The organism is Methylocystis sp. NC52PC, from assembly GCF_055698645.1.
Window position 1 is genome coordinate 858,871 of record NZ_CP170127.1, and the last position, 25,005, is coordinate 883,875.

A 25,005-nucleotide genomic window follows, 5' to 3' on the forward strand; every position below is an offset into this window, starting at 1 on the left:
ATTTTGGGAAGGGCGAGTCCGGCGAGATACGACGGACTCGGGGGCGCCCTTCAGTTGCCGTCGAAAAGCTGGCCCGCCTCGGTGTACCAGGTCGGATCATAGCCATTGCGCTGTTCGAGAAAATAATTGTCGTTGTTGTGCGCGTCGGGCTGGAGATTGCCCGTCGCCGGATTGCCGGCGCCGTCATCGAGCCAGTTCTTGTTGCTGGTCAAATCCTTGGGCAGCGGGATGGCGTTGGGATCGGCCGCCGCCTGAGGCGCAACGCGCACGCCGGCCTTGCGGGATTTCGCCCATGCGGCGTCGCCGGCGGCGAGCCCCGTCGACACAGCGAGGCAGAGGGACAGAAAAACGGCGCGGCGCATGTTGAACTCCCGAGAATACAAATATTGCGCGCACCTTATCCGAGACAGGGACGCCTGCGCTAGTGCCGGAAGTGCCGCACGCCGGTAAAGACCATGGCGAGGCCCTGTTCATCCGCCGCGGCGATCACGTCCTTGTCGTTGATCGAGCCGCCCGGCTGAATGACGGCGGTCGCGCCGGCCGTCGCCGCGGCGAGCAGGCCGTCAGCGAAGGGGAAGAAGGCGTCGGAAGCGACGACCGACCCTCTCGCGAAACTCTCGCTCGATCCCGCCGCCTGCGCCGCCTCTGCGGCTTTATGGGCGGCGATGCGCGAACTGTCGACGCGCGACATCTGCCCGGCGCCGACGCCCACCGTCGCCAGGTCCTTCGCGTAAACAATGGCGTTGGACTTCACATGCTTGACGACGCGATAGGCGAATTTCAGATCGGCGAGCTCCTGTTCGGACGGCGCGCGCTTCGTCACGACCTTCAGCGCCATGTCGTCGACCACCGCATTGTCGCGCGATTGCGCGAGAAAGCCGCCCGCGACGCTGCGATAGGCGAGGCCGGCGGCGCGCGGGTCCGGCAGGCCGCCGGTGAGCAACAGGCGCAAATTCTTTTTCGCGCCGACGATCTCGATCGCTTCGTCTTCGGCTTCCGGCGCGATGATCACCTCGGTGAAGACCTTTACGATCTCGCGCGCCGCCTGAGCGTCGAGCTTGCGATTGAGCGCGACGACGCCTCCGAAGGCGGAGACCGGATCGCAGCGCAGCGCCTTGCGATAGGCTTCCTCCAGCGACGCGCCTTCCGCGACGCCGCAAGGGTTCGCGTGTTTGACGATGACGACGGCGGCCGCGCGCGCGGGATCGAATTCCGCGACGCATTCGAAAGCCGCGTCCGTGTCGTTGACATTATTGTAGGAGAGCTGCTTGCCCTGCGCCTGCCGCGCCGTGGCGACGCCGGGCCGCGCCTCGCCGGTAAGATAAAAGCCCGCCGCCTGATGCGGATTTTCGCCGTAACGCATCGGCTCCGACAGTCGCCCGCCGAAGGCGCGGACCGGCGGCGCGGCGTCGCCGATCTCCTGCGCGAGCCAATTGGAGATCGCCGCGTCATAGGCCGCGGTGCGGGCGAAGGCCTTCTGCGCCAGCCGCCGGCGCGTCGCGCTCAGCGTCGCGCCGCCCGTCGCCGCCATTTCGTCGATGACCGCAGCGTAATCGGAAGGGTCGACCACCACGGCGACGTCGTCGTGGTTCTTCGACGCGGCGCGGATCATCGCCGGGCCGCCGATGTCGATATTCTCCACGCATTCATCGAAGGGCGCGCCCTTCGCGAGCGTCGCCTCGAAGGGATAGAGATTGACGACGAGAAGGTCGATCGGGCGGATGTCATGCGCCAGCATCGCCGCTTCATGCTCGGGATTCTCGCGGATCGCCAGCAAGCCGCCATGCACCTTCGGATGCAACGTCTTGAGCCGGCCGTCCATCATCTCGGGAAAATGCGTGAGGTCGGAAATATCCTTGACGGCGAGGCCCGCGTCGGCGAGCGCCTTGCGCGTGCCGCCCGTCGAGACGAGTTCGACGCCATGGCCGGCGAGCGCGCGCGCGAATTCGACGAGCCCCGTCTTGTCGGAGACGGAGAGTAGCGCTCGCGCGACTTTACGCTGATCGACCGGCATGTTGCGAAGTCCTCCTTGTGGAATGGGCCGCGCTTACCACACATCCACAGGCGGCGGAACCGGTCAGACCCGCTGGAACGACCAGCTCACCTCCGCCCCCGGCGCGGCCTTTCCGCGCAGCACGATCTGGAGGCATTTGCGCGCGCCGCCGGACGCGGCGAAAAATATGCTCTCGTCGAGCTGCGGAAAGGCGCCCTCGGCCTCGAAAATCAGGGTCTCGCCGCTCGCCAGCGCCACTTCCACCGCCTCCCCCAGCGGCGTCGCGCGCGCACGCGGATGCAGGTGGAAGCGCACGGCGAATTCAATTTCCCCCGCCTCCCGGCGTCCGCCCTCGGCGGCGCGCAGACGGTCGCAGCCGGAAAGGGTCGCGGCGTCGGCGGAAAGCACGATTTCGCGAGCGTGAACGAGGCCGAAATCGCGGGCGTAGCCGTCGTGCGACAGCATGAGCGTCGTCCCGCTCGACGCGTCGCGCCGCTCCGCCTCGACATGCCGGGGGCCCGCGACGATCCGACCGCCGCGCCCGCCGCGCGCGTCCTTCGGCGCGACGCGGGCGGAGGAGCGGTCGTCGATCACGAGCGTCGAATGGGCGGCCGTGGCGCGCGCCATGTCGCGCAAATCCTCATGCGGGGGCGACGGCGCGCCGCAATTGACGACGACCCGCTCCGGGCCGAGCGAATATTCGAAAGAGAGGCAGCCCGCATGCGCGGCGCGAGAGAACTCCGGCGGCGGCGGCGGCCCTGAATCGACGATGACGACCGCATCCTGCGCAATGAGGCGCTGATAGCCCGAATAAGGGGCCTTCAGCGGCGGCGCGCCGCGCGTATCTTCACTGGCGAGCACATTGGCGACGCGATCGAGCTCGGTCACGCCCATGCCGTTGAACAGCGCCAGCGAGTTGTCGCCATGCTGCATCATGCGCAGGGCCGGCATCATGCGGTCGATGGCGCGCATCATGGCGGCGGGCGTCTGCAGCCCGCGCGCGGCGAGAACCTGACGCAGCGGCAGAAGATCGAGCAGGAGATCGACCGCCACCTGAGGGTTGCGGCTGATATGCCCCCCGTCGGGCAAGACCTGACGCTCGAGCTCGGCCGACAGGAGGCGCGACACTTGCGGCGCGATCTTTCGGCCCGTATCCGCGCAGACGGCGAACTCCGCCAGCGCGATGGCGCAAAAGGCGCGGTCGGCGCCTTCCGCCCGGCCGGTGGCGAGCGCACGCCACAGGAGGCGCGCGCCATGGGCCAGAGCCTGCATGAAGGCGTCGTAGAATTCCGGCTCGGCGCCGTCCAGCAGGACGGGCGATTGCGCAAAGAAGGACATGAGCCGCCGCGCCGCCACGGCGGGCTCCAGCGCCGGATCTTCGGGCGAGAATCTTTTGATCGCGAGAAATTCCGCGACGAGCGCCCGCGCATTGGCCTGGGCGAGCGCCTTATCGGCCGAGCGCAAATGCCTCAACCAGGAAAAGCCCGTGAGGGCCCGCCGCCAGGCGGGCGAGGGCGGCGTCAGCGCGAAGGGCGACGCGCCGTAGCTTTGCGCCGTCTTGCCGGCAAAGGAGAAATAGCCCGCATAGATTTCGTCCGCGACGGTCGGATCGGCCGTCCGAACGTCGGGCGGGGCGATCCGCAGCCGCTCGGGCGGCGCAATCGCCATGGATTTGACCATGTGATAGGGCGCGCTCGCGCGCCGCGCGAATGTCTTCGCCGCGAAAGCGCCCACGAGCCGCATCCGATCGCGCAAACCGCCGTTCAGGTCCGATCCTCCGATTCGCCGCCGCCTTCGCGGCAGGCGATGACTTGCTTAGAGCGTTTCTCGGCCCCGTGACAGATGCGAAGCGCGCACGTCTGTTTATATACGATCTTCGCGGCTTAGCGAATTTGCGGCTTCTCCACGCCAAGGCGCCGCTCGGCGTTCTAACCGCTCGCGCCTTGCGCCAGGGACTCGGGGAGAGAGCCCGTCGCTTGAAAACGCGCCGACGGAAATGGCAATGTCGGCCCGACACCTTGGAGGAGTACCTAAATGCCGCTTTACACGCTCGACGGCGTCGCGCCGCGCCTGCCCGGTTCGGGGCGCTATTACGTCGCGCCGGGCGCGCATCTGATCGGCCGCGTCGAACTGCAGGAAGACGCCAATGTCTGGTTCAACTGCGTGCTGCGCGGCGACAACGAATGGATCACGATCGGCGCGCGAACGAATATTCAGGACAACAGCATCCTGCACACCGATATGGGCTACCCGCTCGACATCGGCGCCGACTGCACGATCGGCCACAATGTCATCCTGCACGGCTGCACGATCGGCGACGGCAGCCTGATCGGCATGGGCGCGACCATCCTGAATGGCGCGAAGATCGGCAAGAACTGCCTCGTCGGCGCCAATGCGCTGGTGACGGGGGGCAAGGAATATCCCGATAATTCGCTGATCGTCGGCTCGCCGGCGAAAATCCTGCGCGAATTGGGCGAGGAATCGCGGGCGGCCCATCTCGAGTCAGCCAAGCATTACGTCGAGAACGGGCGGCGTTATGTAAAGGGGCTGGTCGAGATCGTCTCCTGACGGGAGCTTATTTCGCCACATACATCGGCGCGCTCGTCGGGGCGCCGATCGACACCCACACATTGGGGTTTTCCTGCGACTGCCGCTTGACGAAGCGGTAGCCGGCGCGCATCCAGGGCTTCACCTCGTCGGCGAGATTGTCGAGCACGAAATCGCCGCGGCTGGTGCGCACGAGCAATACCGCGTGGCCGTCGCCATGCGCGTCCTTGACGACCGTCATCAGCAGCGCGGCGCGCGGAAATCCCGCTTCCATCAGCATCCGACGCTTCAGCAGCGCATAATCTTCGCAATCGCCTTTGTTGTCGCCGGGATAATCCCAAGCGTCGGGGACGCCCCCGTGATCGGCGTCGGCGACGGGATCGACCTTGGCGTTCACGCCGGCGTTGATTTTCTCGATCTTCTGGAACGCCGCCGGCGTCAGATCGATCGCCTCCGGCGCGCCCTGCGCCTCGTCGCATTCGCCCCCGTAGCGCTGGCAGAAATCCACCCAGCCAAAGGGCACGCTCGTCTCGGGTCCGAGCGGCGAGAGGGAAGAAACGGGCAAACGATTGCCGGCGGCGGCCGGAAACGCGGCGCCCGAGGCGATACAGCCAAGAACCAGAATCTTTGCAGCCTCACGCAGGACACACATTTTAACGCAACCCTAACCGCCAACCCGTCGTTAAGGAATTTTTAACGAGTGGGGCGGCTTTGCCAAGGCCTGCGTTAAGGGGTTCTTAACTTATGGTTTACGGCGGGGCCGGCGCGCGCGCCGCGCCGGCCTGTTCTGCGAGCGATGATTATTGTCCGCCAAGCCGCGAAAACCTTTCAGCGTTCGTTCGCCACATAGGCGGGGGCGGTCGTCGGCGCGCCAATGGCGACCCAGACATTCGGGTTTTCCTGCGACTGGCGCTTCACGAAGCGGTACGGCGTCTGCGTCCAGGGCCTGACCTCGTCGGTCAAATTGTCGAGGACGTATTCGCCTCGATTGGTGCGGATCGTCAGCACCGAATGGCCGTCGCCGTTCTTTTCCTTCACCACCGTCATGAGCAGCGCCTCGCGCGGAAAGCCCTCCTCGATCAGCATGCGCCGCTTGAGCAAGGCGTAATCCTCGCAGTCGCCCTTGCCGTCGGTGGGATAGTCCCAGGCGTCGACGGCCGCCCAATGATCCTTGTCGGTGACGGGCGCGATGGTCTTGTTCACCCAGTCGTTGATGCGGGCGATCTTGCGCAGGGCTGCGGCGGTGAAGTCGATGTCGTGAGGGGCCGTCGTCTCCTCTGGGCATTCGCCGCGATAGCGGTTGCAGAAATCCACCCAGCCAAACGGCACGCTCGTCTCCGGCCCGAGCGCCGCATAACTCGAGAGCTCCGTCCCGGCGAAGCTCGTCGCCGCCTGAGCGAGCAGCGCCGCGCCGCTCAATCCAAGAGCCACAACCGTTTTGACGACCACGCCCCGCATGACCCGCCTCCATTCGATGAGGCGAGAATAGGGTTCCAGTTTTGCTGTCCATCAAAGTAATTCTGCCGCATTTTACACGATTTCGTTCAGAACTGCGCGGCTTTACGGTAAGTATAATTTTATGCGACCAAAAAGCATAAAATTCGATGCTTTCCTTCAAATAGCTGATTTTCAATAGCTTTGTCGAGAACCGCCGGGACGGCGGGAGGCGATGCGCTTTTCTTGATCTCGACTTGGGCGGGCGTCCGTTAACGCCGCGGCCGGCGACTGGTTAACGGGCTGGGAGGGCGTCAATTCTTGTGGCGCGGATGTGGCGAAAATCTGGAGCCGGCGGGTCCCGGTCAGAAGACCTTGGGCAATTGCGGCGCCTCGGGCAGATAGGCCGCTGGGTCCACGATGAAGGAGCGGGAGACGGCGAGACCGGCGTTGAACTGGTTGCGCGAGCCGATCACATTGGGGATGGGGCTCGAGCCGACGCTGCCGAGCAGGCGCTGGCCGCCGCCATAGATCGACACGCTGGTCAATTCGTTGATGTCGTAGCGCGCCGTCGCCATGCCGCCGGCGGCGGTGAAGCCGCCGGTCGCCGAATAGGGCGTCAACCGCCCATTCAGCGTCGCCTCCAGGGGCGTGACCGAAAAGTAAGCGTTCGCGTAGGCGTTGTCGCCGAAATTCAGCCGCGGGCCGACCGAGAGCCGGAACGGGCCGAGCGTCTCATAGGCGTCGGCGTAAAAGGCCGCGACGAAACCCTTGTGCCCGTCGACGCCCTGCCGCATCTCGGCTCGAACGCGGAAATGGTCGAAGGGATAAACTTCGACGAAGCCGCCGATCTCATGGGTCAGGCCGACCCGGCGCATGCCGAACAGCCCGTCGCGCTGGCCGCGCTGAAACACGAAGTTCGCCACCGGGCCGGCTTTCAGATAGCCGAGGTCGATCAGATCGAGGCCGAAGCCCTCGTCGGGCGTCGAGAAGCTCTCCGGCTCCCCGACCCGCCGGAACGAGACGGAGGGGAAGGGATAGGGCCGCACCTGGCCGGACCCCGGAAAACTCGGCGTGATCGCGCCAATGACGCTGACCGTCACGATCCAGCCTCGGGCGTCCGTCTTTGGCGGCGGAACCAGATCGGCGGCGACGCCAGCGCCGACGAACCCGAGCGACGCCGCGCCCCAGACCAGAATTGTCGCCCCGAATCGCAAGGAATTCAGCCCCGCTCCAGATTGTCTTGACGATTTCCTAACAATCCGAGCGCGGCTTGGCCACTGTCTACGAAGCGAAAAAAGCGCTTGTTGCGCTTTCATCACAATCGATTCGCTAGCGGTAAAGCCAATCGTTGCGCCAGAGCATGCCACGCCCGCCGAGGGCGCGAATGGCGAGGTCCCGGCCCGCCGCGCCCAGCCCGCCGAGGTGGAAGTAGTCGCCCTGCCGCCGCGATGCGCGCACGACGCGCGCGGCGCGGGCGAGGCGGTTCCTTTCATAGGTCGAAAAGGCGGACTCGATGCGCACGCCGAGCTGGAGAAAGGCGCGCCCCAACGCCTCGGCGTCCTCGATGGCCTGCGCCGCGCCCTGCGCCAGGAAGGGAACCATCGGATGCGCGGCGTCGCCGAGAAGCGTTACGGCGCCCCTGCTCCAGAATTTCAGCGGCGGACGGGCGAACAGCGGCCAGTGACGCCACGCTGCGCCGGCCTCGATGAGGGCGACGAGCTCCGGCGCCGGTCGATAGCGCTCCATCGTCCGGGCGAGCGTCGCCCCGTCGAGGGAAAGAATGGCCGCCCCGTCGCCCTGGCGAGGGGTCGAAACGATCACGACGACATTGATGACCGCGCCGTCGCGCAGCGGATAATGGACGACATGGGCGCCCGGCAACAGCCAGAGATTGCTCTCGCTGGCGCGCAGCGCGGCGGAAGCGGCCTCGGCCGGCACGAGCGCGCGCCAGGCGGTGAGGCCGGAATAGAAAGGCGCGTCGCGTTCGGTCGGCAGCAGATGGCCGCGCACGGCCGAACGCTGCCCGTCGGCGCCGACGAGGCCGGAAGCCGTGATCTCCTCGACGCCCGCCTCCCCATGGACCCGCAGGCGCACCATCCCGTCGCGATCGTCGAAATCGCCGACTCGCGCGCCGGTCCGAATTTCAATCGCCGGGTGGGCGCTTGCGGCGTCCAACAGGACTTGCTGGAGATCGGCGCGGTGGTAGACGCGAAAGGGCGCGCCATAGCGGGCGCGGGCGCCGGCGAGATCGAGCCGCGCCAGAACGGTTCCGTCGCGCCCGCGCCGGACGTTGATCGCCTGCGGCTGCAGCGCCACGGGGGCGAGCGCGGCCTCGAGACCGAGGCCGGCAAGGATGCGGCCGGCGTTGGGCGCGATCTGCAGGCCGGCGCCGACCTCCTCGATTCTGGCGGCCCGCTCCACGAGCAAGACGCGCCGGCCGGCGCGCGCGACGGCGAGCGCCGCGCTCAGACCGCCGATTCCGGCGCCCGCAATGACGATGGGGGCGCTCACGCCGGAGCGACCGCCTCAGGCCGGCTCTTCAGCGTGATAGACGCATTCTTTCGGCTCGGCGGCGCCGTGCAGGGACGCGTCAAAGACAAAGAGCGTCGAGCAATAGGGGCAGACCGCCTGCGTGTCGGCGCCCATGTCGATATAGACATGCGGATGGTCGAAGGGCGGCAGCGCGCCGATGCACATGAATTCCTTCGCCCCCACGCGAATCTCTGCGACGCCGGGCGTATTGTGGAAATGGGGCGTGGAATGTTCGGCCATGGTCCGCTTCTCTCGCTTGCCGCCGCGTGGGGCGGCTCGATAAGGCTCCGCCCCCTATATTGCAGCGCCGCGCGCTTTCATAGGGGGCGCGTCTTTTCGTCCTCGCGCGCTTCGTCGGCGACGCCCAGCGCCTTCAACCGGGCGCGCTCCGCCTCGGTGAGGGCGGCGGGGCCCTCAGGCGCCGCGCGCCGGCGAGCCGCGACGAACAGGGCCGCCGCGCCCGCCAGAAGCGCCAGCAGCGGGGCGGTCCAGAGCAGAAGGGTGTCGAGCTTCAGCGGCGGGCGCAGCAGCACGAAATCGCCGTAGCGGGCGTGGACATAGTCCTTCACCTGCGCGTCGCTCAAGCCCTCCTTGAGCTTCTCGCGCACGAGCACGCGCAGATCCTTGGCGAGGGAAGCGTCCGAATCGTCGACGGACTGGTTCTGACAGACGAGGCAGCGCAATTCGCTGGTGATGGCTCGGGCGCGGGCCTCCATCGCCGGGTCGGGCAGCCTTTCGCCGGGGGTGACGGCATGGGCCGGCGCAACGAGCAGGGCCGCGGCGACGGCGAGCGCGAGGAACGCGGAGGGGGCCTTCGTCATTCCGCCGCCTCCGGCAGGGCCGCGACCTTGGCGCGCCGCGCCACGCCGATCCTCAAGCGTCGGTCGGCCAGCGAGCAGGCGCCGCCGAAGGCCATGACGAGCGCGCCGATCCAGATCAGGGTGACAAAAGGCTTCCAGTAGAGTCGGGCGTCGATCGTGCCGTCCGGGTGGGTGTCGCCGATGGCGGCGTAGACCTGCCCCAGGCCCAAGGTGACGATGCCGGCCTCGGAGCGCTGCATGGCCCTCGCCTGATAGAAGCGCTTAGCCGGTTCGATTTGGGCGATCGTCCGGTCGCCCGAGCGCACCGCCATTACGGCGTAAATTTCCGAGTAATTGGGGCCGTTGCGCGGGGAGAGGGCCTCGATCCCGATCTTGTAGGGGCCGACCTCATAGAAATCGCCGGGCTTCATCGCGACGATGTTCTCGACGCCCCACCCCGTCGCCGCGAGGCCGAGAAGCGTCAAGCCCATTCCGGCGTGAGAAATCGACGTGCCCCAGGCGGAGAGCGGCAGGCCGCGCAGGCGCGAGAACACCGCGCCCATCGAGGCGGCGCGGAAGGCGGCGCGCTGGGCGATGTCGCTTAGTCCGCCGATGACGAGATAGACCGCGACGCCGGCCGTCACGATGGACAGGAACGGCGTCCCATAGAGGGCGCCCAAGGCCGCCGCGGCCAAGACGCCGACTGCGAAGGCCGCGCGCAGGCGCTGCAGCGCCGCCGGCAGGTCGCCGCGCTTCCAGGCGAGCATCTGGCCGATCGGCATCAACAGCGCCAGCGGCAAGGCGATCGGAATCAGCACGGTGTTGAAGAAGGGCGGGCCGACAGAAATCTTCTCACCGGTGAACGCCTCGAGCGCCAGCGGATAGAGCGTGCCGATGACGACCGTCGCGCAAGAGGCCGAGAGCAGCAGGTTGTTCACGACCAGCGCGCCCTCGCGCGAGATCGGCGAAAACAGCCCGCCGACGGGCAGCGCGCCCGCCCGCAGCGCGAAGAGCGCCAGCGCGCCGCCGATGAAGAAGACGAGAATGCCGAGGATGAAGACGCCGCGGTCGGGATCGCTCGCAAAGGCGTGCACCGAGGTGAGGACGCCCGAACGCACGAGGAAGGTGCCGAGGAGCGACAGCGAAAAAGCGAGGATCGCAAGGAAGATCGTCCAGACCTTCAGCGCCTCGCGCTTCTCCATCACCGCCGCGCTGTGGAGCAGCGCCGTGCCGGCGAGCCAGGGCATGAGGGAGGCGTTTTCGACCGGGTCCCAGAACCAGAAGCCGCCCCAGCCGAGCGTGTAATAGGCCCAATAGGAGCCCATGGCGATGCCGAGCGTCAGCGCCACCCAGGCGAAGAGCGTCCAGGGCCGCGCGAAGCGCGCCCAGGCGGCGTCGATGCGCCCGCCGATCAGCGCCGCGGCGGCGAAGGAGAAGACGATCGAGAAGCCGACATAGCCGAGATAGAGCAGCGGCGGATGAATCGCGAGGCCGGGGTCCTGCAGGATCGGGTTGAGGTCGCGGCCCTCCCACGGCGGCTGATCGACGCGCGCGAAGGGATTTGAGGTGAGCAGGATGAAGAGCAGAAAGGCCGCGCCGAGCAGGCCCTGAACGGAGAGCGCGTCGGCGCGCAGCTTGTCCGGCATGGTTGAAGAGAACATCGCGATCAGGGCGCCGCAGAGCGAGAGCACCAGCACCCACAGCAGCATGGAGCCTTCGTGATTCCCCCAGACGCCGGAGATTTTATAGATGAAGGGCTTCAGCGAGTGGGAATTCTCGATGACGTTGACGAGCGAGAAGTCCGAAACGACATGCGCATAAGTGAGCGCGCCATAGGCGAGCGCGACGAGCAGGAATTGCGCAATCGCCGTCGGCTGCGCAACGCGCATCAGCCCGACGTCATTGAGACGCGCGCCGGCGAAGGGCAGAACGAATTGCACGAGCGCCAGCGCAAAGGCGAGAACGAGCGCGTAATGTCCGGTTTCAACGATCATGAGCGGCTGCACCAGTAGGTCGCGATTCTTGGCGGTCATGGCCCGGCTTGGCCGGGCCATCGACGCCTGGAGGGCTTTGTCGCTGGCCTGCGTCGCAGGAGCGAAGGACCATCACTTCTTCTCTCCCTGCCACACGCCCTGCTTCTTCAGGGCGTCCGCGACGTCGCGGGGCATGTAGCGTTCGTCGTGCTTGGCGAGGACGCTGTCGGCCTTGAAAGCGCCGTTCGACTGCAACTGGCCGTCGACGACGACGCCCTGCCCCTCGCGGAAAAGATCCGGCAGCAGGCCCGTATAGGCGATGGCGAGGTCTTTCGTCTGATCGGTGACGGTGAAGGAAATGTCGCGTCCGTTCCTGACGACGCTGCCCTCCTTGACGAGCCCGCCGATGCGCAGCCGCGCGCCGGGGGCGACGTGTTTCTGGGCAAGCTCGGAGGGCGTGTAGAAAAAGACGATATTGTCGCGCAGCGCGAAGAGGATCAGCCCGGCGGCGAGGCCGAGCGCCGCCAGCGCCCCGATAATCAGCGTCAGTCTTTTGCCTTTTCGCGTCATGTCGCTCTCTTGGCGGTTGTGGCCTTTGCCCGACCCTGCTCATGCAGGGGGCCGCCATCCTCCCGCCCAGCGGGAGAGGGGCTCACCCCCCGATGTTCAATTCCTTCGCCAGCGCCTCGATGCGGGCGACCTCGGCGTCTTTGCCGGCGAGCGCCTTGCGGGCGTCCGCGACGGCCTTTTTCGCATTTTCGGCTTCCGACAGGACGCTATAGGCGCGGATGAGCCGAAGCCAGCCCTCGACGTCGTCGCTTTGCGTTTCGAGCCGTGCCGCCAGACGGTCGACCATGCCGCGGATCATCGCGTCGCGCTGGCCGGACGGCAAGGCGGCGATCGCCTTGCCCTGCTCGCCGCCCGGCGCCTGCGCGATCGGCGGCGCCGGCTCCGTCTCGCCGCGCAGCGCCGCGAGACGTCGCTTGACGGCGGGAAGGTAAGGCGCGTCCGCCGGGGCGTCGGCCTCCATCCTGGCGAAGAGGTCGATCGCCTTGTCCTTTTCGCCGGCCTGTTCGGCGGCGATGCCGAGATAGAAGCGGGCCATGGAGAAGGATGGATCGATGGCGAGCGCCGCCTCGAATTCCTTTTTCGCCTCGGCCGTCACCTGGCCCTGGGCGACGACCATGCGCGCCTGGCCGAGCGCGGCGTGGCGCTGCGGCGTCGCCCCGAGCAGCTTCAAGGCCTGCTCATAGGCGTTGATCGCCGCCTCTCCCCGGCCGGTGCGCAGATAATAGGGCGCGACGACCTCGAAGCCGCGGCCGTCCTCGGGATGCTCGCGCAAGTGCTGCTCGATGCGCGCCACGGCGCCGGCGAGATCGCCCTTCTCCGGCGCGGCGTCCAGCCTTGCGGTCAAGGGCATGTCGGGACGCGCGGCGTTGCCGAGCCGCAGATAAAGGGGCACGGCGACGGCCGGAATCATCACGATGGCGGCGAGCGCCGCAATCAGCGCCGTCTGGCGCGAGCGGGCCGGCGCGGCCTTTTGCGCAGCCTCGGCGCGCAGCAAGCGACGCGCGGCCTCGGTGCGGGCGGCGTCCGCCTCGACGGCGTCGAGGCGGCCCTCGTCGCGCTCGCGCTCGATCTCGGCGATCTGCTCCTCGAAAAAGGCGACGTCGGCGGCGCTGGCGTCCCTGACTTCGCCGCGCAGGGCGAGCGGCGCGAGCACGGCCATGACGGCGGCGCCGGTGAGGAGGGCGAAGACGAGCCAGATCATGGAGGGCTGTTTAAGGCTTTGCCCCGCGGTTTGGAAGAAAAATGCGGGCGGCGCCACTTCGCGCCGGAATTAGCCCAGCCGCGAAGACCAGTATAAGATAGCGAAAGCCTTTCCCGAGCTGCGCCGCCATGACCTTAGGATTTCTGACGCCCTCGATCGAGCAGCTCTCCAGCGTGATCTCTCAGGTGACGGGCCCCGCCTTCCTGCTGGCGGCTGAAGCGCAATTGCTCAGCGTCCTCATTTCCCGCCTCGATCGCATCGTCGATCGAGCCCGCGACATCGCCGAAATGAGCGAGGAAGACGCCCGCGCGCATCGCAAGGTCGAGCTGCCAATCCTGCGCAGGCGCGCCAAGCTCGTGCACCGTTCGATCTATCTGGGCGTCGCGAGCTGCGTCGTCACCAGTTTTCTGGTGATCCTCGGCTTTGGAGCCGCCTTCTTCCGTTTCCGTCACGAATATGGCGCCGGCGCGCTGTTCATCCTCGCGATGGCGCTGTTCACCTGGGCGCTCATCGCCTTCGCCAGAGAGCTTCGGCTCGGCTATTCCGAGATAGAGGCCGGCGCCGAGCTCCTGAAGAAGCCCGGATGGCTGCGGCGATCACACGCGCAAAAGTGAAGCCGCCTCACGCCGCGCCGAAGACGCGGCGGAAGATCGTGTCGACATGTTTGAAGTGGTAGGAGAGGTCGAAGAGCTCGTCGAGCTCCGCTGGCGAGAGTTTTGCGGAGACGTCGGGGTCCTGCCCGAGCAGCGTGCGAAACTCCCCTTCCCCACGCCAGACCGGCATGGCGTTCCGCTGCACCATGGCGTAGGCGTCTTCGCGCGACACGCCTTTTTGCGTCAACGCGAGCAAAACGCGCTGCGAGTGGACGAGCCCGCCCAGCCGGTCGAGATTTTTCTGCATGTTCTCCGGATAGACGAGCAGATTCTCGATCACATTGGTGAGCCGGGCGAGCGCGAAATCGAGCGTCACGGTGGCGTCGGGCCCGATCATGCGCTCGACCGAGGAGTGCGAAATATCGCGCTCGTGCCAGAGCGCCACATTCTCCATGGCGGGGATCGCCATGCCGCGCACGAGCCGGGCGAGGCCGGTAAGATTTTCGGTCAGCACCGGATTGCGCTTATGCGGCATGGCCGAGGAGCCCTTCTGCCCGGCCGAGAAATATTCCTCGGCCTCCAGCACTTCGGTGCGTTGCAGATGGCGAATCTCGGTCGCGAGCCGCTCGACCGAGGAGGCGACGACGCCGAGCGTCGCGAAAAAGGCCGCATGGCGGTCGCGCGGAATGACCTGCGTCGAAACGGGCTCCGGGACGAGGCCCATCTTATGGGCGACATATTCTTCGACGCGCGGGTCAATATTGGCGAAAGTGCCGACCGCTCCGGAAATCGCGCAGGTCGCGACTTCTTTTCGAGCCTGCACGAGACGCTCGCGGGCGCGGGAGAATTCGGCGTAGGCCTGCGCCATTTTGAGGCCGAAGGTCACGGGTTCGGCGTGAATGCCGTGCGAGCGGCCGATGGTCGGGGTGAATTTGTGCTCGAAAGCCCGCTTCCTGATCGCGGCGAGCAGCGCGTCGACGTCGGCGATGAGCAGATCGGCGGCGCGCGACAGCTGCACGGCGAGGCAGGTGTCGAGCACGTCCGACGAGGTCATGCCCTGATGCACGAAGCGCGAGTCCGGCCCGATGAATTCGGCGAGATGGGTCAGGAAGGCGATGACGTCGTGCTTCGTCACCCGCTCGATTTCGTCGATGCGGGCGACGTCGAACTGCACGAAATCCGCCTTGTCCCAGATGTTCTTGGCGCTTTCCTTGGGGATGACGCCGAGTTCGGCGAGCGCGTCGCAGGCATAGGCCTCGATCTCGAACCAGATGCGAAAGCGCGTCTGCGGCTCCCAGATCGTCGTCATCTCGGGGCGGGAATAGCGGGGGATCATGGGCTCTGTGCTCTCGTCGCGCGGGTGAACATGCTCGCGCGGGCGCTATCACAGTGACGAAGAAAGCGCAAAGCGGGCGGGACGAAACAGGCGCCGACGCCTCTCATGCAGCGAGACGCCGCCTTCGGCGGCTCCTCGCCAAGAAACGCTTTTTCGCATTAATTCATTGAGTACGGATCGTCCTGAGGAGCCCCCGCAGCGGACGTCTCGGCGGACGCGGCCGTCTCGGGGGCTTGTCGCCGACGCCGACCGGCCCCGCTTTTGTATGCGCTCGGCCCGTCCGCTTGATATATCCATCGCGGGGCGGGCGGCGCCCGGGGGAGGCCGGAATGGAACAGGAACGCCTGGCGCGCATCAAGGCGGGGGTCGTGGAGGAAGGCCGGCAGCTTCTCGTCATCTTCCTCTACCTCTGGGTGCTGCTGACCCTCTTCTCCCTCCACAAGGCCGTCATTTTCAACGAAGATCTGCTGACCTATCAGCAGGGCCTCGCGCTCATCAACGCCCTCGCCCTCGCCAAGATTATCCTGATCGGACAGAAGCTGCATCTCGGCGAGCCCAACAGGGATGCGCCCGTCGCAGTCCCGGCGCTGATCAAAGCGGCGATCTTCGGCCTGCTTCTCGTCGCCTTCCATGTCGTCGAGGAGACGCTCATCGGCGTCTTCCACGGCAAGACCGTGCGGGAGGCGATCCCGACGATCGGCGACGGCTCGCTGCAGGCCATCCTCATGACGGCGATCATCGCCACGGTCGGGCTCATCCCCTTCTTCGCCTTTGTCGAGCTCGAGCGGGTTCTTGGGACCGACGAACTGCGCACCCTGCTCTTCGGCCGGCGGCGCGCCAGAAACGCGTCGGGAGAACATGTCGAGCGGCATTTCCTCAATTCGGAGACCGTGCGCGACGTCGTCATCGGCATGGCGGACGGGCTCACCGTGCCCTTCGCCCTCGCGGCCGGCATATCGGCGGCGATCGCCTCGACGCGCGTCGTCGTCACGGCGGGGCTCGCCGAAATCGTCGCCGGCGCGACGGCCATGGGGCTCGGCGGCTATCTCGCGGCGCGCAGCGACCAGGAGCACTTCCACTCCGAAGAGAAGCGCGAATATGCCGAGGTCGAAAAACTTCCAGACCAGGAGCGCCGTGAGCTGCGCGAGATTTTCGCCCAATATGGGCTCGAAAAGCCGGAGGTCGACACGGTCGTCTCGGCGCTCTCCGCGGACAAGAAGCGCTGGGTCGATTTCATGATGCGCTTCGAGCTGGGGCTGGAGCGGCCCGACCCCAAGCGCGCGCCGGTCAGCGCGGCGACGATCGCCGCGGCCTACGCGATTGGCGGTCTGATCCCGCTCGCGCCTTACATCGTCGAGGACGATATCCGCCGCGCGCTGCTCCATTCCGCTCTTTTTACCGGCGTCGCGCTGCTTGTTTTCGGCGCGGTCAAAGGGCGGCTCACCGGCGCCGATCCTGTGAAATCCGGCCTGCAGACCTTTCTCGTCGGCGGGCTCGCGGCCGGCGCAGCCTATTATCTCGCCTCGCTTTTCGGCTGAAGCCTCGCTTTGAGCGGCCCCCGGTTTGCTTCGCTCGCGCAGGACGGCGGTGTGGCGTCGGGGCGTCGCGCCGACCATATGAAGATCATGGGAGGCGGCATGCAGAAGGCGGATGTGATCGTTCTCGGGGCAGGCATGGTCGGCGTCTCGGCGGCGCTGCATCTGCAGGCGCGCGGGCGGGACGTGGCGCTGGTCGACCGGCGCGGCGCAGGTCTCGAGACGAGCTTTGGCAACGCCGGCCTGATCGAACGCTCGTCGATCTTCCCCTATCTCTTCCCGCGCGACCCGAAGCGCCTCGTCAAATATGCGCTGAACCTGCTCCCGGAAGCGCATTATCACGTCGCCGCTTTGCCCTCGGTCGCGCCCTGGCTCATGCGCTACTGGCGCGCGAGTTCGCCGGAGCGGGTGGCAAAAAGCATCGCCGGCCGGCGTCCGCTGATCGAGCGCAGCCTGATCGAGCACGAGGCGCTGATCCAGCAGGCGGGGGCTGGCCGGCTCATCCGCTACACGGGCTGGATCAAGCTGTTTCGCAGCGACGAGACCCTGGCGCTGGGCGTGGCCGACGCGGAGAAGCTGCGCGCCTATGACCTCCAGATCGACATTCTGGATTCGAAGGGCGTCGCCGCGCGCGAGCCGCATCTCGCCAAGGTCGCGGGCGCCGTCCACTATCTCGACACAGCCTCGGTGAGCGATCCGGGGGCGCTCGCCAAGGCCTATGCCGATCTCTTCCTCGCCCGCGGCGGGCGTTTCGTCTCGGCCGACGCCCTGACGCTCGAACAGGAGCCGGACGGCGGCTGGAGCGTCGCGGGGCCGGAGGGGCGCCTTGCGGCGCCCGACGCCGTGCTCGCGCTCGGCCCCTGGTCCGATCAGATTTTCCGCCGCTATGGCTATGAGATGCCCTTCGGCTTCAAGCGCGGTTACCACATGCATTACGCGCCGCAGCCGGGCGCGACGCTCAACCACCCGATCCTCGACGCCGACAATGGCTATCTGCTGGCGCCGATGGACCGGGGGATCCGGCTGACGAGCGGCGCGGAGTTCGCGACCCGCGACGCGCCGCCGACGCCGGTGCAAATCGAGCGCTGCGAGCCGATTGCGCGGACGCTGTTCCCGCTCGGGCCGGCGCTCGACCGGGCCCCCTGGAAAGGCGCCCGCCCCTGCCTGCCGGATATGCTCCCGGTTCTGGGACCGGCCCCGCGCCACAAGGGACTGTGGTTCGATTTCGGCCACGCCCATCACGGCCTGACGCTCGGGCCGGTGACCGGGCGCCTCCTCGCCGAAATGATGACGGGCGAAACGCCCTTCACCGATCCCGCCCCCTATCGCGTCGACCGTTTTTAAAGCGGCGCAAGCTTCACACGGGTTTCATGATCTGAAACTGTCGGGCTCTGGCCCGAATCGCGCCCGACGGCGCCGTTGGAATGATCATGCGCGCCGCGGAACGACTTGCCTTTATCGACGGATGGCGCGCGGTGGCGATCCTTCTCGTTTTTGCCGACCACCTCGGCATGAACAAGGAGATCGGCGCCTTTTATGAGCAAAGCGCGATCGGCGTGGTCTCCCAATATGGCGAGACGGGCGTCTTCATCTTCTTCTTTATCAGCGGCTATGTCGTCAGTCTGACCGCGCTGCGGGAGGTCGCGGCGACCGGCGGCTTTTCCGCCCCCGCCTTCTATGCGCGGCGCTTTTTCCGAATCGCGCCGCCGCTGACGCTCTATCTTGGCGCGCTGGCGGCGCTGGGCCTTGCCGGCCTCATCGACGTCTCCGCCGAAAACATCGTCAGCGCGGCCCTCTATCTGTGCAATTCGACCGCGCCCGGCGCGTCCTGCAACTGGTATGTCGGCCATACCTGGAGCCTCGCTTTCGAGGAGCAGTTCTACTGCCTCTTTCCCCTGGCTTTCGCCTGGTCGGCGCTCGGCAAAGCGCCGCGCCCGGCCCTGGCTGCGGCGGCCCTCGCCTTTGCGGCCCTGCCGTTCGTTTTCACCGTCTGGTGGATCGGCAAGATCGGCTGCGTCGTCGCCTATGGGCTCTTTTCGGCAGGCTGGGCCGCCGCGAAACAGGGCGGGGCGATCGAGGCTCTCTTCCCGAATTGGCGGACGCCGGCCTTGGCGCTGGCCGCGCTGATCGTGTTTGCGCCGAGGAGCGTCATCGCGGCTTTCGGAGCCGATGAAGCGGCGCGCGCGGAGCTGATCGCCTGGTATCGCCTGGCCTATGTCGGGGCCATTCCGGTCCTCGTGCTGCTGTCGGGGGCGGCGGGCGGCGTGTTGCGCAAGCTGCTCTCGATCGGCGTCGTCGGGGCGTTGGGCCGCGCCAGCTATTCCGTTTATCTCTGGCAGCAGCTCTGCAACGGCCCGGTTTTCAGCGACCTCGGGGCCGCCGAACAGGTCGCCTTGCTGGCCGGGACAATCCTGTTCTGCCTGGGCCTTTTTCGCATCGAACTCAGAGTGATCGGCCTCGGCCAAGCGCTCTCCCGGCGCTTTCAGCGGCGAGAGGACGCCGAAGCGGCGCCCAGCGCCGTCGCGATCGGCCCGGCGCATTGAAGGAAAACCCGGCGACCGGGAGAGTAATAATCGCCGGGTTTATTCAGCTTCACCTGAATATCTGCGAGGCCTGATGCATAACGATAAGAAAAAAGGCAAGCCCACCGGCAATAAACATCGACGCCTTGAGCATTGACGCGCGGCTATGCTGGATCATAATTCCATGCTCCTTCGTTTTCCCTGTCGATTGGAGCTTAATTCACTCTCTGGCGCGTAAAAGCGCCAATTTTAATAAAACTGACAGGTCCACCCTGTCCTTCCGCGAAGGCGAGGTCTGGACGTCGCGCGGCGCTCGCGGAGCGACGCCTTTGCGCCGAGGCGCGGCCTGTGGCAATAACGCGTCGACCATTCCTTAGAGGATCACCATGGCGGCGGACGTCACCTTTCCTGCGGCGGCGGCGGCGGGGCTCTTGTCTTTTCTCTCGCCCTGCGTGCTGCCGCTCGTGCCGCCCTATCTGACCTATCTCGCCGGCGTCTCCATGGAGGATCTCGAGATCGAGACCCGCTCGAAGGCGCGCCGCGACGTGCTGCTCTCGGCGATCCTCTTCGTCCTTGGCTTCACCACCGTCTTTGTGGCGCTCGGCGCGACGGCGAGCGCCTTCGGCGCGGTGATCCGCGCCAATCTGCACATTCTCTCCTGGGCGGCGGGGGCCATCATCATCTTGATGGGACTGCACTTCGTCGGCCTGCTGAAGGTCAGCCTGCTGTATCGGGAGAAGCGGGCCGAGATCACCAAGCCGATGGGACTGTTCGGCTCTTATGTGATGGGCCTCGCCTTCGCCTTCGGCTGGACGCCCTGCATCGGGCCGATCCTGGCGGCGATCCTCGCCGTCGCCGGAACGCAGGAAACGGTCTCACGCGGCGCCGCCTTGCTCGCCACTTATTCGCTGGGCCTCGGCCTGCCCTTCGTGGCCGCGGGTTTTGCGCTTGGCCGCTTCCTCGCCTTCGTCGCGCGATTCCGCAAACATTTCGGCAAGGTCGAGAAGGTCGTGGGCGTCCTGCTGATCTTCACCGGCGTCGCTTTCCTCACTGGCGGCGTGCAGGAAATGTCTTTCTGGCTGCTCGAAGCCTTCCCCGGCCTGGCGACGCTCGGATGACTGCTGGCGCGGGTTGGGACCCCAGACAGGATCCCCGCCTGCCGGAGATCGACCGGTTGCGCGGTCTCGTCATGATCCTCATGGCGCTCGACCATATGCGCGACTTTTTCGACGCCGACGCTCTGCGATTCAGCCCCACGGACCTCGACCGCACCTATCCTTTTCTTTTCTTCACGCGCTTTATCACCCATTTCTGCGCGCCGGCCTTCGCGCTGCTCGCGGGCGTCGGCGCCTATCTCTATGGGGCGCGCCGTCAGGACCCGCGCGCGCTGCCCCTGTTTCTCGCCACCCGCGGCGTCTGGCTCATTCTGCTCGACGCCTTTCTGATCAGTCCGGTCTGGGGCGGGCCGGGGCGGATCATGCTCGGCACGCTTTGGGGGATCGGCTGCGGGCTCGTCGCACTTTCGGTCCTCTCGCGCCTGCCCACGACGGGGGTATTGGCGATCGGCGCGGCGATCATCCTCGGCCACAACCTTCTGGACGGAATCCACGCCGCCGATCTCGGAGCCTTCGGCCCGTGGTGGCGGCTGTTGCACGAGAAAGGCGCCTTGCCCCTGGGGATCCCCGGCGTCGTCTATTACCCGGCTCTGCCCTGGATCGGCGTCGTCCTGCTCGGCTATGGGATCGGGCCGCTTTTCCAGCGCGCGCCGGCGACGCGCGACGCGACGCTGCGCTGGGCGGGGCTTGCCGCCCTCGCCGCCTTCGCCCTTTTGCGCGCGTCGAATGTCTATGGCGACCCCACGCCCTGGAAGGGGCGAGGCGACGCGGTCTTCACCCTTCTCTCCTTTCTCGACGTCACCAAATACCCGCCGTCCCTGCTCTATTTGCTCGTGACCCTGGGCGGCGCGGCTTTGGTCCTGCCGGCGCTCGAATCCGTGCGGGGCGCGGCGGGGCGCGTCCTCGTCACCTTCGGCCGGACGCCGCTGCTGTTCTATGTCCTGCACCTCTATGTCGGCGTCGCGGCGGCGCTGGCGCTCGCGGCGGCGCGCGGCTATAGCCTTGCCGACATTGGCGACTTCGCCAAATCGGGGGCGCCGCCGGCGGGCTTCGGCCTGGGCCTCGCCGGCGCCTATGCGGCGTGGGCGCTTGTCGTCGCGGCGCTCTATCCGGTTTGTCGCTGGTTCGCCGACGTCAAGCGCCGGCGTCAGGACCTGTGGTGGCTAAGCTATCTTTAACGTTAAGGATTTGATGCGATTTACCCAGGCTGCCGAGGCTTGGCGGCTTGGTGCGCCGACGGGGCGCGCGTATAGAAGAATGTCGTTTTTTTCGTCTCAATGCAGGTTCGGGGTCAGGTAAATGCTCGAAAAACTGGTGGCCTTCTGTCTTCGTTGGCCCTGGACCGTCGTTCTTTTTACGCTCGGACTGACCGCCGGCGGCGTTTACCTCACCGTCGAGCGTTTCGCGATCGACACCGACACGGCGAATCTTTTCTCCCCGGACGTCAGCTGGCGGAAAAACCAGATGGCGCTCTACCGCGCCTTTCCCCAGCTCGAAAATTCCATCGTCGCCGTCATCGACGCCCCCAACCCGACGGCGGCCGACGACGCCGCGTCGCGGCTCACCGCCGAACTCAAGGGCAAGCCCCTGCTGACCCGCGTGTGGCGCCCGGACGATCCGGCTTATTTCACGAAAAACGGCCTGCTTTATCTCGACCTCGCCGAGGTCGAGCGTACGGTCGGCATGATGATCGGCCAGCGCGACGTGCTGACGCCGCTGGCCGAGGATCCAACTCTTCGCGGGCTCTCGAGCGTTCTCGTCGCCAATCAGAAGCGGGCGGCGGGCAGCGAGCGCGCCACCGCCCTGTATCTTGCGGGACTCGACCAGTTCTCCCAGGCTTTCGAGGCGACGCTCGCCGGGCGCCCGGCTCAGGTGGACTGGGAGAAGCTGCTCGCGGGCGGCAAGGAATCCGCGCCCCTCGGCCCGCCGCCGGAGACGCGGCGCATCGTCCTCATCAATCCGGTCCTCGACTTCACCGCCCTGCAGCCGGGCGGGCAAGCAATTGAGGTCGTTCGCAAGACTGCGGCCGAGCTGGGGCTCACCAAAGAGAACGGCTACGCCTTCCGCCTCACCGGCGACGTGCCGCTTGCCGACGAGGAATTCGCCACGCTCTCGGAGAATATGGCGCTCAACACGGCCGGCACGCTCGTCGTCGTCTCGCTCATTCTCTTCGCCGCCCTGCGTTCGCCGAAGCTCATCCTCGCCGTGCTCGTCACGCTGCTCGCCGGGCTCGCCATCACTTCGGGCGCGGGCATTCTGCTGATTGGCCGGTTCAATCTGATTTCCGTGGCCTTCGCCGCCCTGTTCATCGGCCTCGGCGTCGATTTCGGCATCCAATTCGCCACGCGCTACCGCGAGGAGCGACACGGCCACGGCGATCTCGAGCCGGCGCTGCTGCATGCGACTCAAGGCATCGGCGTGTCGCTGACCCTTGCCGCCGTCTCCCTGCTCGCGGGCTTTTTCTGCTTCCTGCCGACGTCGTTTCTCGGCGTCGCGGAGCTCGGCCTCATCGCCGGCGTCGGCATGATCATCGCCTATTTCGCGACGTTGACCTTCTTGCCCGCCGCCATCAAACTTCTGCATCCGCCGGCGGAGCATGTGCCGATCGCGACTCATTCGCTCGCCGCGGTCGATCATTGGATCGCCCATCACCGCCCTTTGGTGTTGATCGCCACAGCCGCCATCGTGCTGGCCGGGACGCCGGCGCTGATGCGGCTGCATTTCGACTCGAATCCGATGAATCTGCGCGACCAGCGCGTCGAATCGGTCGCAACCTTCCTCGATCTCTCCAAGGACCCGAAGACCGCGCCCAACAAGATCGAGACGCTTGCGCCCTCGCTCGAGGCGGCGCGCGAGCTCAAACAAAAGATCCTGGCGCTGCCGGAAGTCGACCACGTCGACTCGGTCTTCTCCCTCATTCCCGCCGAACAGGATGAAAAGCTCCCGCTGATCGAACGCGCCGCCACCGAGCTGCGCGGCGCGCTTTATCCCAAGGTCAAGCCCGCGCCGAGCGACGCCGAAACGATGAAGGCGCTTGCGGCCGCGGCGAAGGCGCTGCGCGCAGCCGTGGCCAAGAAGCCGCAGGCTCCCGTCCTGCGCTTCGCCGCGACGCTCGACGGCCTCGCCAAGGCCGGCCCGCAGACCCGCGAGATGGCCCGCGTCGCGGCTTTCGCCGGCTTCGAGAAGCTTCTGGGCCAGATGCGCGACGCCTTGCAGGCCCAGCGCGTCACCCCCGACACTCTCCCGGAGGAGTTGCGCGCCGACTGGATTTCCGCCGACGGCCTGGTGCGGCTGGAGACCACCCCCAAGGGCGACAGCAACGACCGCGTGGTCATGGGCAGATTCGCCGACGCCATGCTGGCCGTGGCGCCCGAATCGAGCGGCGCGCCCATCATCATCTCGGAGGCGGGCAAGACGGTCACCCGCGCCTTCCTGGAAGCCGGCATCTTCGCTTTTGTCGCGGTCTTCCTTATTCTCGCCGTAGCTTTGCGCAATGCAATCGACGTCGCGCTCACCCTCGGCCCGCTCGTGCTCGCCGGGATCATGAGCCTTCAGGCTGCGGAAATGCTGGGGGTGTCGCTGAATTTCGCCAATATCATCGCTCTGCCGCTGATGTTCGGCGTCGGCGTGGCCTTCCACATCTATTACGTCATCGCCTGGCGGAAGGGCGTCGTCGACATGCTGGCGTCGAGCCTCACCCGCGCCATCTTCTTCAGCTCGCTCACGACGGGAACGGCCTTTGGCAGCCTGTTCCTGTCCAGCCATCCAGGCACCGCCAGCATGGGCGAGTTGCTGACGATCTCGCTGTTTTTCACGCTGCTCGCCGCCTTCATTATCGTCCCCGCCTTTTTAGGTCCGCCGCGTCATGCGACGCCGGGCGCGCCCGACGCGACTTGACGAAAGGCGGCTTTCTGCATTTCGCTATTTTCGCTAAGGGCCACCTCAACTTGGGAAACGGCGCCATGAACAAACTTATCCTGAGCATTGCCGCCGCCACGGCCCTCTTCGCGCCCGTCGCGAGTTTCGCCGCCGACCCCATCTATGGGGTCTGGGTGCGCGACGGCCATCCGACCGACAAGCTCGAATTCTACGACTGTTCCGGGAAGCTCTGCGCCAAGGGCGTGCTTCCGATGCTCGACGGCAGCCCGCCGCCCGTCGTGCTCCGCTCGGCCGCCAAGACCGGGCCAAACAGCTGGAAAGGCGATCTTTTCAACCCGGAGGACGGCAAGACCTATACGGGCAAGATCACCTATGAGTCCCCCAACCAGTTCACCCTGCAAGGGTGCCTGATGGCGTTCCTGTGCCAGAGCGAGACCTGGACGCGCGTCTCCGGTCCGCCCAAGCCGAAAGCCGAGCCGAAGCCCGAGGCCAAGGCCGACGGAAAAGCCGAGGACAAGGCGGAGGGCAAGGCGGAGAGCAAGTCGGAAGGCAAGGCCGAGAGCAAGACCGAGAGCAAGGCTCCTGTCGCAGAGGCCAAAAAGGAAGGCAAGGGAGACGGCAAGGCGGTCGACAAGGCCTCTACCCAGGCCAAGCCGGGCGAACCCGCCAAGCCCGCGTCGAAACCGACGGCGGGCGCCGAGGCGGCAAAAACGGCCAAGGCCGCGAAAGCGTCGGAGGCCAAGACTGTCGCGCCCAAGGCGGCGCCGGCCCATGTGAAGGCGCCGGAAGACGCGGATCAATAAGCATTTTCTGAAGTGAAATTACTAACAGGATAAGCTTGACGTCAGGAAGCCGGCGGGCCAGCTTTGGCGCCTGCTGATTTGGATGCGCGCCAACTCTGGCCTATACGCCGCCATTCAGGACCAAATCCGACCGGCGACAGGCGTTCGTCATACGAACCGCCGCGACCGG

General features: G+C 66.5%; 22 protein-coding genes. 9 read left to right on the top strand and 13 right to left on the bottom strand.

Annotated features, from left to right (window positions below; all coding sequences use genetic code 11):
• Positions 1 to 50: 50 nt before the first annotated feature.
• The 3 genes from ACETII_RS06000 to ACETII_RS06010 form a co-directional block, all read right to left on the bottom strand.
• Positions 51 to 362 (bottom strand): cellulose-binding protein, encoded by a 312-nt coding sequence (locus tag ACETII_RS06000; protein WP_472787467.1) that lies wholly within the window; start codon positions 360 to 362, stop codon positions 51 to 53.
• Between the two features lie 59 nt (positions 363 to 421).
• Positions 422 to 2,014, bottom strand: coding sequence for a bifunctional phosphoribosylaminoimidazolecarboxamide formyltransferase/IMP cyclohydrolase (gene purH, locus ACETII_RS06005; protein ID WP_472787468.1), 1,593 nt, complete (start codon positions 2,012 to 2,014; stop codon positions 422 to 424).
• A 63-nt stretch (positions 2,015 to 2,077) separates the two neighbouring features.
• Positions 2,078 to 3,736, bottom strand: coding sequence for a heparinase II/III family protein (locus ACETII_RS06010; RefSeq protein ID WP_363349975.1), 1,659 nt, complete (start codon positions 3,734 to 3,736; stop codon positions 2,078 to 2,080).
• Positions 3,737 to 4,027: 291 nt separating this feature from the next.
• Between ACETII_RS06010 and ACETII_RS06015 the strand changes: the two genes are divergently transcribed.
• Positions 4,028 to 4,561 carry a gamma carbonic anhydrase family protein gene (locus ACETII_RS06015; protein ID WP_363349976.1) on the top strand — a complete coding sequence of 178 codons (534 nt, stop codon included), beginning with the start codon at positions 4,028 to 4,030 and terminating at the stop codon, positions 4,559 to 4,561.
• Positions 4,562 to 4,568: 7 nt separating this feature from the next.
• Here ACETII_RS06015 and ACETII_RS06020 read toward each other — a convergent pair whose 3' ends face one another.
• The 9 genes from ACETII_RS06020 to ccmI all read right to left on the bottom strand — a co-directional run bounded on the left by ACETII_RS06020 (position 4,569) and on the right by ccmI (position 13,053).
• Entirely contained in the window at positions 4,569 to 5,192 is a 624-nt protein-coding gene (locus ACETII_RS06020) for a transglutaminase-like cysteine peptidase (RefSeq protein WP_472787469.1), read from the bottom strand.
• Positions 5,193 to 5,368: 176 nt separating this feature from the next.
• Positions 5,369 to 5,998, bottom strand: a complete 630-nt coding sequence (locus ACETII_RS06025; protein ID WP_363349979.1) for a transglutaminase-like cysteine peptidase — start codon at positions 5,996 to 5,998, stop codon at positions 5,369 to 5,371.
• Positions 5,999 to 6,339: 341 nt separating this feature from the next.
• On the bottom strand, positions 6,340 to 7,191 hold the full coding sequence (locus ACETII_RS06030; RefSeq protein WP_472787470.1) for a MipA/OmpV family protein: 852 nt from the start codon (positions 7,189 to 7,191) through the stop codon (positions 6,340 to 6,342).
• Between the two features lie 115 nt (positions 7,192 to 7,306).
• Positions 7,307 to 8,488, bottom strand: coding sequence for an FAD-dependent monooxygenase (locus tag ACETII_RS06035; RefSeq protein WP_472787471.1), 1,182 nt, complete (start codon positions 8,486 to 8,488; stop codon positions 7,307 to 7,309).
• Positions 8,489 to 8,503: 15 nt separating this feature from the next.
• The gene (locus ACETII_RS06040; protein ID WP_472787472.1) at positions 8,504 to 8,749 is read right to left on the bottom strand and encodes a zinc-finger domain-containing protein; all 246 of its coding nucleotides are present in this window, start codon (positions 8,747 to 8,749) and stop codon (positions 8,504 to 8,506) included.
• 77 nt (positions 8,750 to 8,826) lie between these two features.
• On the bottom strand, positions 8,827 to 9,330 hold the full coding sequence (locus tag ACETII_RS06045; RefSeq protein ID WP_472787473.1) for a cytochrome c-type biogenesis protein: 504 nt from the start codon (positions 9,328 to 9,330) through the stop codon (positions 8,827 to 8,829).
• Positions 9,327 to 11,303, bottom strand: coding sequence for a heme lyase CcmF/NrfE family subunit (locus ACETII_RS06050; RefSeq protein ID WP_472788124.1), 1,977 nt, complete (start codon positions 11,301 to 11,303; stop codon positions 9,327 to 9,329). The genes ACETII_RS06045 and ACETII_RS06050 overlap by 4 nt, the downstream gene beginning before the upstream one ends.
• A 111-nt stretch (positions 11,304 to 11,414) precedes the next feature.
• A complete protein-coding gene (gene ccmE / locus ACETII_RS06055) occupies positions 11,415 to 11,852 on the bottom strand; it encodes a cytochrome c maturation protein CcmE (RefSeq protein WP_363349983.1) in 438 nt (145 codons plus the stop codon).
• A gap of 82 nt (positions 11,853 to 11,934) precedes the next feature.
• Entirely contained in the window at positions 11,935 to 13,053 is a 1,119-nt protein-coding gene (ccmI, locus tag ACETII_RS06060; protein ID WP_472787474.1) for a c-type cytochrome biogenesis protein CcmI, read from the bottom strand.
• Between the two features lie 128 nt (positions 13,054 to 13,181).
• Between ccmI and ACETII_RS06065 the strand changes: the two genes are divergently transcribed.
• Positions 13,182 to 13,667: a DUF2721 domain-containing protein gene (locus ACETII_RS06065; RefSeq protein WP_472787475.1), complete on the top strand. Its 486-nt coding sequence runs from the start codon at positions 13,182 to 13,184 to the stop codon at positions 13,665 to 13,667.
• Positions 13,668 to 13,674: 7 nt separating this feature from the next.
• Here ACETII_RS06065 and purB read toward each other — a convergent pair whose 3' ends face one another.
• A complete protein-coding gene (gene purB, locus ACETII_RS06070) occupies positions 13,675 to 14,982 on the bottom strand; it encodes an adenylosuccinate lyase (RefSeq protein ID WP_363349986.1) in 1,308 nt (435 codons plus the stop codon).
• Between the two features lie 815 nt (positions 14,983 to 15,797).
• On the opposite strand from purB, the gene ACETII_RS06075 reads away from it, so the two are divergent.
• The 7 genes from ACETII_RS06075 to ACETII_RS06105 all read left to right on the top strand — a co-directional run bounded on the left by ACETII_RS06075 (position 15,798) and on the right by ACETII_RS06105 (position 24,836).
• The gene (locus ACETII_RS06075; RefSeq protein WP_363351233.1) at positions 15,798 to 16,520 is read left to right on the top strand and encodes a VIT1/CCC1 transporter family protein; all 723 of its coding nucleotides are present in this window, start codon (positions 15,798 to 15,800) and stop codon (positions 16,518 to 16,520) included.
• Between the two features lie 99 nt (positions 16,521 to 16,619).
• Positions 16,620 to 17,861 (top strand): NAD(P)/FAD-dependent oxidoreductase, encoded by a 1,242-nt coding sequence (locus ACETII_RS06080; RefSeq protein WP_472788125.1) that lies wholly within the window; start codon positions 16,620 to 16,622, stop codon positions 17,859 to 17,861.
• Between the two features lie 80 nt (positions 17,862 to 17,941).
• Positions 17,942 to 19,060: an acyltransferase family protein gene (locus tag ACETII_RS06085; RefSeq protein ID WP_472787476.1), complete on the top strand. Its 1,119-nt coding sequence runs from the start codon at positions 17,942 to 17,944 to the stop codon at positions 19,058 to 19,060.
• 365 nt (positions 19,061 to 19,425) lie between these two features.
• Positions 19,426 to 20,157: a cytochrome c biogenesis CcdA family protein gene (locus ACETII_RS06090; RefSeq protein ID WP_363349988.1), complete on the top strand. Its 732-nt coding sequence runs from the start codon at positions 19,426 to 19,428 to the stop codon at positions 20,155 to 20,157.
• A complete protein-coding gene (locus ACETII_RS06095; protein WP_472787477.1) occupies positions 20,154 to 21,332 on the top strand; it encodes an acetyltransferase domain-containing protein in 1,179 nt (392 codons plus the stop codon). Before ACETII_RS06090 ends, ACETII_RS06095 begins: the two co-directional genes overlap by 4 nt.
• 121 nt (positions 21,333 to 21,453) lie before the next feature.
• A complete protein-coding gene (locus ACETII_RS06100; protein WP_472787478.1) occupies positions 21,454 to 24,051 on the top strand; it encodes an MMPL family transporter in 2,598 nt (865 codons plus the stop codon).
• A gap of 65 nt (positions 24,052 to 24,116) precedes the next feature.
• Entirely contained in the window at positions 24,117 to 24,836 is a 720-nt protein-coding gene (locus tag ACETII_RS06105; RefSeq protein ID WP_472787479.1) for a DUF2147 domain-containing protein, read from the top strand.
• Positions 24,837 to 25,005: the final 169 nt, after the last annotated feature.